Here is a 12,913-nt window from a genome sequence, read left to right as displayed (position 1 = left end):
CTTGGAAGAGCTAACCACAGCGGTTCTTAGTCAAATTAAACATTTGGCGGAAACCCCAGAACTGGTGCAGGCCTTCTTTCATAAAAAGGAGATAGGATTCATTACAAGTTAATTCACACCTCTATAACCTTATACATTCTATTTGATCCTCCTAAATAATCATCTATTTTAAGCCCCCTTAAATACTATATTGGCAAGCTGTATTACTTTTCATTTGAGCATAACTGTGCGGGTAATTTGAAACAAACCAGGTTAAAAATGAAGTCAGGTCAATTTTATCCGCCAGCATCGTTTCTTGTCGATAACGCCAGACATTTTTTAAGTCCTTCATAGCTAATAGCTCGCTGACTTTCTGAAGCATCGCTTCAAAATCGCGGGGAAGAAACGAATAACAGAGTTCATACCGATTTTCAATTTCATTCGGTACCGACAGTCGTCCGGCAAAGGAATTCAGTTTAACAGACGGTGTACCTAATAAAGCCGCTTCAGAAACCATGGTTTGACTATCACCAATGAAGAGTGTTGCATGATACATTAGGGTATGAATTTTTTCAGGAGTAACCGGGAGCCGAAACATTTCCAATTCAGGCTCTATAGCTCGTTCTGTTGTAATAAACAATTTCCCGTACGGTTTAAGCAAATTGACCAGCGCCAGTTTCTGCTCCAGTGATAGGCCAACCGCAGCGGTATCGTGGTGTGCTTTAAATGCATTAAATCGTAGAATGAAATACGTATCACCAGGTGCCATGCCTAACTCCTGTAATACCGATGGGTCTGGCTTGAACCGCTTCGGGTGCAGATAAGCCAATTCATGATAACTTTGATGACAAATGTGAGCCTTTCCCCGGTCTTCAAAGGCCAGTGAATGAGGGGTTAAAATTACAGTAGCCAATGAAACCGCTTTGCCAAATAAGGGCGTAACTGTTAAATCGTCATCATCCAAAGCAAAAGATTTCATAGTGGTTACTTTCGAAACCATTGGTAAAGCCATAGAGACCCCAATGCCGTAATCAATCCGATGTGCAATGACAACAAACAACAGTTTTAGTACATGAATAAACTCATAAAAATATTTAGCAACCATTTGATCTTTTTTAGACCCCATATCAATGTAATCGCACTCATACGACCTCAGTAGATCTTTAATAGCTTTAACATTTTTAGCCGCAATGATTATCAGGTGTCCTTTCTGACGCATTTCAGCGATGAAGTTTTTAAATAAATGCACATGAGCCGGGTGGTTAATATCAATCAGTATTTTCTTCTTTTTCATAAAATAACTCCGGTATATATATGGCCAACGCATGCTTGATTTTGTGCAAATCTTTTTTTCGCAGCCGATGGTTACAGGGAATAGTAAGTATTTGGGTAACGATTTTTTCAAACATTGGGCAGGAGCCGTTCACATAGCCAAACGTAGTGGCCCAAGCCATAGCATATTGGAAATGCTTACCCGCGCCTATACCTTGTTGAATTAAATATCTATACAGATGATCTCTATCCTCACAATACAAAACAACACCTAGCCAATTTCCAGGCTTATTTATTATATATATACTTTTAGAGAGAGATGAAACAGAATTGTGAATTAGTAAAGCATTTTGTTGTTGGGCTAGGGACCAGGTGGTAAAAAATTTCCATTTTTTTCTAAGCATAAGCTGCACAGACTTAAACGGCTGAATTTCAATAAAGGCACTTGACTGAATACGTTTATTTTTATTCGCTATATATTGGCCTAGTACCACATGAAGTGTGCGATATCCTATTCTCGAATAAATTAATGAATGAGTCAGCCGCCGGCCAATAAAAGCTAGCTCGGCCCAGGTTGTAGGCGGTTTCAGTTGATTTATTTTTTCGGCGATGTGACACTGATAGGTTTTGTTGTTAACAACCAGCAAACCGCCATGGCCTAAGGTTGGGAACTTTCCATAGCCAAAAGAAAACACGGCTATATCAAAAAAACGCCCTACCGGAATGCCCTTATATCGGCTAAGAAAGGCATGGGCACAATCTTCAATAATTGGCAAATGCCCTGCTTTCTTTTTGATCTGATCAATATCGGCTGCAATACCAAACGTATGAGTCACAATCAGCGCATCCAGTGAATTCACCTTTTTTTCAAGATCGTCACAGTCAAGCGTCAACTCATTGGTTATATCAATAAATACCGGCCTGAAGCCAGCAGCTGTAATAGCTGCCATGACTGATGAGCAGGTATATGGCTGTATCCCAATCCTGGCTTTTTGTTTCAATTGAAACGCCTGCAAGGCATATTGAATACCCAGCCTGGCACTTGAAATTTCATATACAGCTGCCGACGGGAAGAATTCACGAAAACAATCTGTGCTGGTCGTTTCGCGAGGTATTAAGCTCTTCAGAGAATCCCAAAACTCGCCTATCGAAAAAGAATAACTAAACCGTGGAATCATTCGGAATACCGTTGCCAGATACGATAACCTTTCTTAATCATTCGGAACAAACGCGGATAATGCATTCGCTCGTAGCGCCCATAACCGACTAATTCGCCCCCAAATTGCTGTTTATAGTCTCTGACACCATAGGGCACACCCGGTTTGCCAGCCCCTCCAAAGTCAAATCGCGTAAAACCGTTCTGTTTTGCCCATTTAAAGACTGCCCAGGGCAGCAAATCATTCGGAAACTTTTTATAATAGTTGCTAAAGGCGCCGGCATAATAATCAAAGAGCCAGTCCCCATAGGCTAAACAGAGCATACACCCAATAATCTGACCTTCCCAACTCACCGTGAAGATACGTAAACCAGCCCGCTCATTGGAAAGAGCCCATAGCGACTCAAAATGACTAAAATCGGGTAAGGGAATTTTGGTGCGCCGATACACCTCCTGTAGGATCGCATAACAGGTGCGTAAGGTCGGCAACGCGACTTGTTGTTGAACCGTACAACCTTCTTTCTCGGCTCGCCTGATCTGATTGCGTCGTTTGGTGACAACATCTTTCCACAGATCTTCTTCTGAATGAATCAGATTAACAAGGATATTCAAATGTTCTTCATATTGGAATCCCGCCCTGATAAACGAATTTTTATACGGTTCCGTATCCGTTAAATTTCGTATTTGGGTGTAGATGGCAATCGGATGATGTGTCAGATAATACCGGAGTAAACCTTCTAAAATTTCCGGGGAATTGTCTTTTACCACAGGCCCCCCCCAGATTATAAGTCGACTGGAGAGGAATGAAAGTATGGGCAGGGTTGACTGAACTTGCCGAATCAATAAGATCACTCCACAAACCTCGTCTTCGTCTTTGGCAATCAGATATAACGGAGTCAGTCTCTTCGATACCTCCGAAACTCTAAAAAAATAAGGGGACTGGAAATAATGAAAGCCCTGACAATCTGCCAGGAATGAGGTAATCTGCTCTTCCGTCTTCTGATCAAGTGTAACTGCACTAAAAAACTGATACCGATTGGACGTACTCATGAATAGGCAAGACTCTGAAACACGGTTTGGTAGTCGGGATTTGTCTTCAATGGTCCTCGGGTTAGGTAGAGTATAATTGGTCTATGCCCGAACAGCAAATTCACGAGCGTTGAGGTTTGGCGTCGAGCATTGCGTTGGCCGATACCGACATCGGTGTAAAGGCGTATAATTTTTTCAGCAGTGGTCGGAGCCGTCGGACTGAGTTAAAAATCAATTCATAATGAGAAGGGTAATCGAATATTTTTTTAGCCGGAGCGGTCCAGATTTGCTGAAACTCCTGGTCGGAGAGGTCCAGCTTTTTCTGGACGTAAGCCCGGGTGAGTTCTAATTCCTCATCGGTCGCAAAGGAACGTTGTAACTGCGCCAGAGCCTCTTCCCGGCTTATGGCCTGACTGAGTACCTGGGCCGATAAGTTGATCTTCCGTTTATCGATACCAAACTTCCGGGGCAGCCAGTAGGCCATAGAGAACTTGGTGAAAAGATTTTCGTGGTGGTGCCCGCCGTAATCCTGCCAGTCGTAAAGCTCCATCATCAACTGTTTAGCGTCCTGTTTTTTATACGCCAGGTAATAATACGGCCTGATATCCTTGATTCCCCGAACCAGGCCCGAATAGACCAGCGTAAATAGGGTTAGCAACGGATAGGTTTTGAGGGGAACACCAGCACCAAACCGCCGATGAATAAACCGCAATTGCTTCGCATCGGCATAGGTCCATTCTTTCGGCTGTTTCCCTTCCGACCGGAAATCGTTGCCCCGCAGAATATAGCGAATCCCTTCCGAACGCGCTACTTTGTACATGGTCGCTTTAATGGCCAGATCCGTCGGCGTATCGATCCAGGGCATGCCCGCTTTCATATACGCCCTGAGCAGGTCTTTTATCTCTTCGTAATCGATTACATACGTTTCTAGGTCGATGCCCAGTTTGGACGTTACCTTATAAATGTTCTGAACCGCAATTTCACTGTTAAAGCCATTGTCCAGATTGACCGCTAAGGGCCGCAAACCGTACTGGTGGGCCAGATGCAGCAGATACGAACTATCGACACCGCCACTGACACCCACGATGCAATCGTAGCGCCGGTTTTTACCGGCCGCTTTCATTTCAACGACCAGCTTCTCCCAATCGGCCTGCCCCTGCGTTCCTCTTGGGTAATCGGCCATCATCTTCTCCTGCAGCCGGCAGAAGTTCGACACCCCGTTTTCATCGAATACAATTCCGGGAATCGTCTCATCCCACACACCTTTTGCACAAACTTTCATGATTGATCTGTTCTCTAATAAAAAAGGGATAGAATAACGATGGCTGATTAGCTAAATAAGGTTACCAGTGCTTCGGGGTTGGGGTAGTTTACCAAAACCGCCTTTCGGGGACCATGATACACAAAGAGTGAACCGGCCGCCACCGCCGAAGCGTGCGCCGACTGAATAGCGGGCTTCAAATCAGCTAAACAACCCGCTCCACCGGCCGCCACCACCGGAATGCGTACGGCCGCCGATAACTCGCGAATCAATTTCAGGTCATACCCCCGCATCATTCCATCGTGCTCAATGGACGTAACAATCAGTTCGCCCGCGCCAAAGGCTTCCATCTGTTGCGCCCAGGCAACGGGATCGAGTCCGGTGGGGCGGCTGCCTGCTTCAGCGTAGACCTGTTGTTTGCCTAAAAATTTCTTCTTGATATCGATCGAGACCACAATGGTCGAACTGCCAAACTCTTCCGATGCGGTTTTAATAAAGTGCGGTTCTTTGATGGCGAAGGAATTGATAACCACTTTCTCGGCTCCGGCCTTGATCAGGTTGCGGATTTCATCCAGTCGCCGAATGCCTCCGCCTACCGCGAAAGGCATATTGGCCTCATCGCCAACCTGCCGCACAAAATCAAGATCAATGCAACGCCCTTCTTTGGTGGCTATAATATCCAGTAACAACAGTTCATCGGCCCGGCGGTCATTGAAGATCTTGACCGCATTGATGGGGTCACCGATATAGGTATAATCCTTGAATTTGACCGACTTGACGAGCCCCTTGTTTTTTAAGAGCAATAACGGAATAACGCGTGGTCTAAACATGGATGAAATTGGCCATCAACTTCTCACCCCAATCGTGGCTTTTTTCGGGATGAAACTGTGTTCCGTACAGCGTACCCTTTTCAATGGCTGAGACAAACGGATAATCGTAAGTCGTCATTGTCAACACATCCTGCGGGTCCCGACAAACCATATGGTATGAATGGACAAAGTAAAAAAGAGCCTGTTCGGGCACATCGGTAAGCAAGGCCGATTGCCGGGTCCGCTCACCGTTATTCCAGCCCATATGTGGCACCTTAAACGTCAGGTCGTCGCTCACGGCAAAGCGCACGACATCTGCATCGAACCAGCCGAGTCCTTCGGCATCTCCTTCTTCGCTAAACCGTGCCATTAACTGCATTCCCAGGCAAATACCCAGAATAGGCGTCCGCTCGCCCAGTACCTTCTGATTCAGAACTTCCCAGATACCGGATCCTTTTAGTTTTTTAACACCGCTGGCGAAATGCCCAACCCCGGGCAAGACCAGCTTCCCGGCTTTGGCAATCTCACGCCAGTCTGACGAAATCCGAACGGGGGCCTTCAAGCGGTCGAACTTCTTCTGCACCGAACGCAGATTTCCCATGCCGTAATCGATAATGACTATATCGGTTTTCGTGCTCATCGTACTTGCTGATACACTCGCCAGACCTGCTGGGCAATCAACCGATTATCAAACCGTCGCACGGACTCGCGCGACGAAATCGGTCTTGGGTTTTGCAACACCAGCTGAAGCTTGGCCGCTACATCAGCCGCGTCGTAGCTGGTGAGGTAGCACCCGGCGAGGTCTCCCAAAACCGATTCTACATCACCCACGCGGGTGGATACGACCGGGCAGTTGCTGGCCAGCGCTTCTTTGACAAATTGGGGAGAACCTTCCGAATGCGAAGTCATCAGGGCCACATCGACAGCATTGAACAACAGGGCAACCTGCTCCCGTGTATAGTTTTTCAGTTCAAGCAATTCTACCTCCTCCGGAAGCCGATCCATAGCCGCCTTCGCCAGTGGATAGTTCTTTACCGGATTGGTAAAGCCGGATGAAAACAGCACGTATCTTTTATGGTCGGCCAACCCCAGCTGTTGCCGGCTCTCCCCTTTGGGCCGGGGTTTGAACAAGTCAAAATCGACCCCGCACGGAATAATTGCGTGTTTATTTTTCTTCGTATAAACCGCCTTTTTAGCAAGGTTCGGACTAATATAAATAGTTCGGTGACTCAGCAATTCTGCAAACAGCGAAACCACCCGCAACCAAGGCACGTTGATATCCGATCCGTGAAAGGTAGTGATGACCGGAACCCGCCGTTGCAGATTCGCTACCAGGGCCGGCATCGTCACGTGGGCATGAACGACATTATACACCCTGGACTCCAGTCGATCAATCAACTCACTTAAGCAAGAGAGATAGCCCCTGATCCCTTTCCCGCGAATGAAGAAGTAATCAAATTGAAGCGTAGAATCGAATTGTTTTAACGCTTCTACCTGATCAAAAATAAACGCCTGATGCAATCGAAGATCGAAATCAGGTTTATTTCCGCTACAAACTACCAGGATACGCACGATTGTTACGAACGCCCCGCCACTTTAAACCAATTCCAGCCGATAATAATTATAGATATCAGCATCAGATAAGGAACGAAATATTTCTTATTGCTGCGATTCATCTGGGAAATACCGTACGCAGCCAAAATTAACAGGAAAGGGACAAGCGGCAGATGAAAGCGCTCGGATAAGGCAAAACCGCTCGAAGCCAGAACGAAAATATAAGAGAACGTAATAGCTAGAAGAAGAATATGCGCCCGTAGCTTTTTGCGCTTGAAAAGGGTCCCCAAGCCAATCAACACGAAAAAAGCGTAGACATTACGGGTAAACAGCGCCCCGCCCAGCATCATAGCATTTGGTTGTTCGGGGATATATACTAATGTAGGAAAAGGAGCTATCAGCATCATCGGCAGAAAAATACTTCTCGATCCGTAGCGCGCTAACCGGTTCTCCCCTCCTCCTTCCCGGGTAGCGTAATTCTTCATTTGAGAAGTAAGGTTCTCGTCACTCGCTGCCAAGTATTCATCAATAGTTTTTCCCAAAGGGGTTGAGTAGATAAAAAAAACTCCAGCTATCAGCAAAAAACCGAGTACTACCCGTTTATATCCTTTTGAAATTCGGCTAGAAGTAAGAAACGTAGCCACACCCACCGATCCAATCAAGCAAGCCGCTAAGACCGTTCGAAAAAAGAAAACCGATGCTCCAACTAAAACAATACCAACAATACTGCTGAGGTATACTTTGGGGCTACGAATAAACTGATCAGCCAGGTAAACAAACCAGACAGTTAAAAAAACCATCTCGGTTTCCTTAACGTGAATACCACAATAATAAATAAGATTGGGTACCAGCATCGCCATGATACCCGCCATCCGCCCTGTCGATTCATTGAAGTTATTGCGCGCAATGTAGTAAACCAACAGACAGGTATATGAACTCAGAATAGCTTTTAAAATACGGGGTATTAACACTCCATCACCAAGTAGATAGTAGAATATGCCGAGGTAAAACGGATACCCCATATCCGAATAGTTAGTACCAATATACGCTAAATATACATCGAATTTACTGTCCTTCAATAAACCTACTAACCAAACAGCCTCATTGTGGTAGCCAAACGAATCAGCAGCCTCAAACTCAAAGGGCTTACCGGTTAAAGCGTTATAGTACAGGTAGCTAAAGAGTATCCAAATTAATCGAATTAAAAAAGCGACCCTGAACAATCGTTTCGAAAACAATGAAACCGAAACATTAGCCCACTTTTTGGATAATTTTGACGAAAGATAAAAGAATAAAACCACTTCAACAATATTAAATAAAATCGAGCTTATAGTTAAGGGACGGGCTATAAACATCAAGAAAGTAACAACCAAAATAGAGCTGAAAGTAAGAACACTTTTTCTCGAGAAAAAGAAAGGAATATATTGAGCCCTAACAGCATTCATACTAAACAATTGATTTATATAGGTGGATTACCTGGCAGACATGATGGTGAATTGAGTATTTATTCTTAACTAAACTGGCGTTTTTTTTAGCCTTATCTAAGTATGAAAGTTTATTTTGGCAAAAAGGCACTATTTTCTCTAATAGATCATCACTATCCTTTGTCCTATATAGGTAAGCCCCTCCCCCTTCAGTGATTTCCTGCATAACCGGCCAGTCGTTTACGAAAACAGGCACACCAGCGGCCATTGCTTCGACAACCGCTATTCCAAACGAGTCGTGATTGCTTGCGTAGACGAAAGCATCCAAATTTTTTAAAATTCTGGGAACATCATGACGAGAACCAACAAAATAGACCCGATTTAACAATCCATTCTCACGGCAGAATTTTACACAATCATCATATAATGAATTGGATGAATTTCGGGAGCCAACGAAAACAAACCTAAAATCAATAGTGGACTTCTGTAACTTATCTAAGAATCGACAAATTGTAAGCTGATCTCTAACGGCAACAAAATTACCAATACACCCCATAAGTAACTCGGGTGGAGATATTCCTAACTCTTCCCGAAAGGTATTCGAATGAGAAACATCCAGTTTTTCAAAATTAATGCCATTATAAATAACTTTTTGTTTGTCAAAGCAGGACAGAGAATAAGCAACTACATAGTAATTTCGCAAGTGGTTACTGACGTAAATATTCACATCAGTTCGCTTAACTATAAACTTGAGCATACGATGAGCAAACCAACTCCAGCCGAAATCATATCCATGAAAGCTCAAAACAAGGCTAATCTGCGTTCCTATGACAGCCCAATACGCCAGAAATGCATCGAAAGGTGTTTGCGCATGAATAATTTGTACCCTATGACTAAGCAACATTCTTCGGAGTCGGAATACATAGAGGATATCAATCCGATGTTGAATCGGTAAATGCTCTATTACTATCCCCGTTTGTATAAACTCCGAAAGCATTGCCCCTCCTTTGCGATAAATAAGTATACAGTCCAATCCTTCAGGAGTTGCTTGTCGTATTGTATCTAACAATAACGTCTCGGTTCCTCCTCGTTCCAGGGCACCAATCATATAAGCAACCTTCATAGGACTTTCATACGATAAATAATGTGTTTCGCTCTTGAGCCAAGCCTTTTAATAGTAAAAAACAATTTTACGGACCAAAGCGGGAAACGGTATACAAACTGATAAAATGGTGGCTGTAATTTAAAATCAACTAAAGACAATACCTCCAGTAATTCAGATGAATAGCTCCCCGATAAATAATAGGGGATTAATGAACGAACTCTTAAGCCGTCCAATAATCTTTTTAGACTAGGAAGTTGTTGCTCGTAAGGCTGTAGGTATGATAAGTTAAAAATAAAGTGGTTCTCAGGACGATACAACTTATATCCCCCAATAGCTCGGTTATTAAGGTTGACATCTTGATTAGAATATGATAAAGGTTTGTTTAAGTAGGCAATATTTCCAATTAGGGATAACCGTACCCATAAGTCAAAATCTTCTCCAAAGTGCAAAAAAAAACAGAAACCACCATTTTCTAAAAAAGAAATCTTTTTAACAGCTACGAATGAACAATTTATAGGCGCACAATAACTTTTTCCATATACAGAGATATAATCAATATATCCAGAATGGAAATTTCTAGGCAAGCCTTTATATTCAATATATCGTTTACCTCTTCTAATATAATAGTAATTCGTTCCATACAAAATAGCATCAGGAAACTTAAAAATTAAGTTAACTAACTCAGTTAGAAAATCTGGATGCCACCAGTCATCAGCATCTAAGAAAGTTAAGTATTCATACTTAGACTCAATTGCTCCTCTATTACGAGCAGCAGAAGCACCTAAGTTTTCTTGATTTATAATAGTTATTCGATGGTCACTTATATTTGAAATTATATTTATACTATTGTCAGTCGAACCATCATTTACTAATATTAATTCAAAATCAGGAAAGGATTGATTAATAACACTTAATATTGAATTATGTAGATAATCGGCCTTATTGTATATCGGAATAATGACTGAAAACATTTGTTTAATGTATATAATTTATATCTTAAAGCTCTTAAGTATATAGTCGATAATCCTAATCGATAAGTTTGCCTTATATTTTTGAGTTAGTTGCAAATAATAATGTAAAAATTTAATTAAATAAGACCTTGGATCCTTTAAATTATATTTTATCAAAAAATCTTCGTTCCAAATACTTAAACCAGAAAAATATTCTACCCCTTTAATTTTAATAAATTTATTTACTTCTTCTAGGTAATGCACTCCTTCATCGTCAATATTTAAATAAGAAAAAATATCAATCTCTCTTTTCTTGTAATAAGAAAAGAGAGATTCGTCAACAGGAAAAGTAGTATAATTATTTTCATCATTATAAGACCTAAAAAGTGTAGTATTACAAATATCTGGCTCATGGTATTTAGTAATAGCTTGATAGAATATCTCTTTGTTTAGCTGACATTTTTTATTGATCCGAGCAAAATGAACAAACTTAATATCATTAATAAATACTTCATTGGCCCGTTTTTTTGGATATGGTAATCTCCATTCATGGATATAAAAATATGGAAAAAAACCATCCCATTCGTTATCTATTACACTACAAGCCCAATACATCCAAGCTTCCTTTTTATCAATAACCGAATATGGGTAACACAAATTAATCCATTTAAACCAAAATATATTACTATTTTTTGAACTAACAATAGACTCCCAGCCAATAGTATTAGTAAAATCTCCACTTAAGAATTCATCTGCATCAAGCGAAAAAATAACTTTATTGCCTTTAATTTTTTTCGACTCATCAAATAACATTTTTCTTACTTGCGCTTGATGCATTGATGTATTACTATTCTCTATTAGAATCACTTTTTTATATCTCAATGCAATATCTTTACTTCCATCAGTAGAACCCTGATCAGCAATAATAATAAAATCAGCCCATAAGCTTGTACACTTCAAAAAAGCGTCCAAAATCCAGGCCTCGTTCCTAACGGGAGTTAAACATATCAGCTTAGGAGGCATATCTTTTTCTTATAGCCAATATTTGTACTGCCAAGAAAAACAGTTTTGGGTTAATTAAAATCAAAAAACAATAAAATTTTAACTTAATTGTAACAGACGATTTCCAAAATAAAGGAAACTTAACTAAAGAATTAGTGCGTTTAAATTCTTTAGTATTACCACTATTGTTCAATTGTAAATATGCATTAATATACAACCCAGCCAAGTATTTATAAAGGTTATTTACCGCACGATGTTCCTTATTTTTATCGATGAACTCAATCAGAAAATTTGCAATGCCAATAGAATCAAATATTTTCTTTAAAGAAAACACTCTCATAATAGAATTAGATCTAATTCTATATACATATAATAGATCTGGCATTACCGCAAAGCTATTTGCATAAAAAAAAGACAAAACTGAAAATGGAATATCTTCGTGCAATATATCTTCTTTAAATAATAATTTATTTTTAGATAAAAATTCCTTTCTATAACAGCGTTGCGGCACACAAACAAAATGCATATTTTTTTGAACGAATATGTTTTTATCTAAATAATCCCATGGAGAATGATAATCTACAAAATCTGGATCATCTTCATAGGATTCGTTGGTCTCTTCGAAATACAAACTAGACCTAAAGCAAACTAGGTCATACTTATGTATTTTAATTTTATTAAATAGTGCGGAAAGTACGGAATCATTATTGTAAAAATCATCCCCATCTAAGAAAAGCAGATATTCTCCAATCGATGCTTTTATTCCGGAATTCCTTGCCTCAGATAGACCTTTATTGCATTGGTTAATTATAGATAAATTATTGTTTTTTTTCTCATAGTTATTTATAATAACCGATGATCTATCTGTTGATCCATCATTTACACATATAATTTCATAATTATCAAAATCTTGATTAATTACTGATAAAAGGCATCTATCCAAGTATGACTCTACATTATATATAGGTATAATTATAGAAAACACTGGGGGAGGCATCATAAATAATGATTTATTATAAAACTATTAAAATTGAATAATTGATAAAAAATCATCAATATGATGAATTTAAGGTAGTGCGTCAAGTACTTGCCGTTCACATCGGTGATCGGGGGGCTGCTGGTGCCTTGGCGTTATGGCAGGCAGTACCTGAGCAGTATCGCTAAAAAGCAACCTTTCACACCGATGATTGGGATGCCTACAAACAGATTATCCCGACGCAACAGCATGAGTTAGTAAACTGTAGTGGTCCTATAGATGCGCTACAGATGATACTTATCAAAAACTTGACTTATCTTAAGTGTGATGGTTCGAAACATTCGCTACAATTGAGGTAGTTTTTGGTTTCTGGGAATATGCTATTTTCGGTTGATC

General features: G+C 40.9%; 12 protein-coding genes. All 12 read right to left on the bottom strand.

The genetic code is table 11. From position 1 onward, the window contains the following. Nucleotides 1-178: 178 nt before the first annotated feature. Nucleotides 179-1,273: a DUF354 domain-containing protein gene (locus ACFPMF_RS27420; RefSeq protein WP_379851269.1), complete on the bottom strand. Its 1,095-nt coding sequence runs from the start codon at nucleotides 1,271-1,273 to the stop codon at nucleotides 179-181. Further along, entirely contained in the window at nucleotides 1,248-2,429 is a 1,182-nt protein-coding gene (locus ACFPMF_RS27415; RefSeq protein ID WP_379851267.1) for a DegT/DnrJ/EryC1/StrS family aminotransferase, read from the bottom strand. Before ACFPMF_RS27415 ends, ACFPMF_RS27420 begins: the two co-directional genes overlap by 26 nt. Next, a complete protein-coding gene (locus ACFPMF_RS27410; RefSeq protein ID WP_379851265.1) occupies nucleotides 2,426-3,457 on the bottom strand; it encodes a lipid II:glycine glycyltransferase FemX in 1,032 nt (343 codons plus the stop codon). The genes ACFPMF_RS27415 and ACFPMF_RS27410 overlap by 4 nt, the downstream gene beginning before the upstream one ends. Before the next feature lie 100 nt (nucleotides 3,458-3,557). Next, nucleotides 3,558-4,718 carry an N-acetyl sugar amidotransferase gene (locus tag ACFPMF_RS27405; protein ID WP_379851263.1) on the bottom strand — a complete coding sequence of 387 codons (1,161 nt, stop codon included), beginning with the start codon at nucleotides 4,716-4,718 and terminating at the stop codon, nucleotides 3,558-3,560. A gap of 47 nt (nucleotides 4,719-4,765) precedes the next feature. Then, complete coding sequence (locus ACFPMF_RS27400; protein WP_379851261.1) at nucleotides 4,766-5,527, bottom strand: AglZ/HisF2 family acetamidino modification protein; 762 nt, start codon at nucleotides 5,525-5,527, stop codon at nucleotides 4,766-4,768. After that, nucleotides 5,520-6,146, bottom strand: a complete 627-nt coding sequence (hisH, locus tag ACFPMF_RS27395; protein WP_379851258.1) for an imidazole glycerol phosphate synthase subunit HisH — start codon at nucleotides 6,144-6,146, stop codon at nucleotides 5,520-5,522. Before hisH ends, ACFPMF_RS27400 begins: the two co-directional genes overlap by 8 nt. Further along, nucleotides 6,143-7,078, bottom strand: coding sequence for a glycosyltransferase (locus tag ACFPMF_RS27390; RefSeq protein WP_379851256.1), 936 nt, complete (start codon nucleotides 7,076-7,078; stop codon nucleotides 6,143-6,145). The genes hisH and ACFPMF_RS27390 overlap by 4 nt, the downstream gene beginning before the upstream one ends. A 5-nt stretch (nucleotides 7,079-7,083) precedes the next feature. Next, the gene (locus tag ACFPMF_RS27385) at nucleotides 7,084-8,505 is read right to left on the bottom strand and encodes a glycosyltransferase family protein (RefSeq protein ID WP_379851254.1); all 1,422 of its coding nucleotides are present in this window, start codon (nucleotides 8,503-8,505) and stop codon (nucleotides 7,084-7,086) included. Nucleotide 8,506: 1 nt separating this feature from the next. Beyond that, entirely contained in the window at nucleotides 8,507-9,607 is a 1,101-nt protein-coding gene (locus ACFPMF_RS27380; protein WP_379851252.1) for a glycosyltransferase family 4 protein, read from the bottom strand. Beyond that, the gene (locus ACFPMF_RS27375; protein ID WP_379851250.1) at nucleotides 9,604-10,560 is read right to left on the bottom strand and encodes a glycosyltransferase family 2 protein; all 957 of its coding nucleotides are present in this window, start codon (nucleotides 10,558-10,560) and stop codon (nucleotides 9,604-9,606) included. Before ACFPMF_RS27375 ends, ACFPMF_RS27380 begins: the two co-directional genes overlap by 4 nt. 18 nt (nucleotides 10,561-10,578) lie before the next feature. After that, on the bottom strand, nucleotides 10,579-11,562 hold the full coding sequence (locus ACFPMF_RS27370) for a glycosyltransferase family 2 protein (RefSeq protein ID WP_379851248.1): 984 nt from the start codon (nucleotides 11,560-11,562) through the stop codon (nucleotides 10,579-10,581). Beyond that, the gene (locus ACFPMF_RS27365; RefSeq protein WP_379851245.1) at nucleotides 11,552-12,541 is read right to left on the bottom strand and encodes a glycosyltransferase family 2 protein; all 990 of its coding nucleotides are present in this window, start codon (nucleotides 12,539-12,541) and stop codon (nucleotides 11,552-11,554) included. Before ACFPMF_RS27365 ends, ACFPMF_RS27370 begins: the two co-directional genes overlap by 11 nt. Nucleotides 12,542-12,913: the final 372 nt, after the last annotated feature.

This window comes from Larkinella bovis (assembly GCF_042655385.1).
Taxonomy (GTDB): domain Bacteria; phylum Bacteroidota; class Bacteroidia; order Cytophagales; family Spirosomataceae; genus Larkinella; species Larkinella bovis.
This window is presented reverse-complemented; position numbering and strand designations above follow the sequence as displayed.

Coding starts and splice junctions, on each gene's coding strand:
- ACFPMF_RS27420 (WP_379851269.1), bottom strand. CDS start 1,273: ATGAAAAAGAAGAAAATACTGATTGATATTAACCACCCGGCTCATGTG.
- ACFPMF_RS27415 (WP_379851267.1), bottom strand. CDS start 2,429: ATGATTCCACGGTTTAGTTATTCTTTTTCGATAGGCGAGTTTTGGGAT.
- ACFPMF_RS27410 (WP_379851265.1), bottom strand. CDS start 3,457: ATGAGTACGTCCAATCGGTATCAGTTTTTTAGTGCAGTTACACTTGAT.
- ACFPMF_RS27405 (WP_379851263.1), bottom strand. CDS start 4,718: ATGAAAGTTTGTGCAAAAGGTGTGTGGGATGAGACGATTCCCGGAATT.
- ACFPMF_RS27400 (WP_379851261.1), bottom strand. CDS start 5,527: ATGTTTAGACCACGCGTTATTCCGTTATTGCTCTTAAAAAACAAGGGG.
- hisH (WP_379851258.1), bottom strand. CDS start 6,146: ATGAGCACGAAAACCGATATAGTCATTATCGATTACGGCATGGGAAAT.
- ACFPMF_RS27385 (WP_379851254.1), bottom strand. CDS start 8,505: ATGAATGCTGTTAGGGCTCAATATATTCCTTTCTTTTTCTCGAGAAAA.
- ACFPMF_RS27380 (WP_379851252.1), bottom strand. CDS start 9,607: ATGAAGGTTGCTTATATGATTGGTGCCCTGGAACGAGGAGGAACCGAG.
- ACFPMF_RS27375 (WP_379851250.1), bottom strand. CDS start 10,560: ATGTTTTCAGTCATTATTCCGATATACAATAAGGCCGATTATCTACAT.
- ACFPMF_RS27370 (WP_379851248.1), bottom strand. CDS start 11,562: ATGCCTCCTAAGCTGATATGTTTAACTCCCGTTAGGAACGAGGCCTGG.
- ACFPMF_RS27365 (WP_379851245.1), bottom strand. CDS start 12,541: ATGATGCCTCCCCCAGTGTTTTCTATAATTATACCTATATATAATGTA.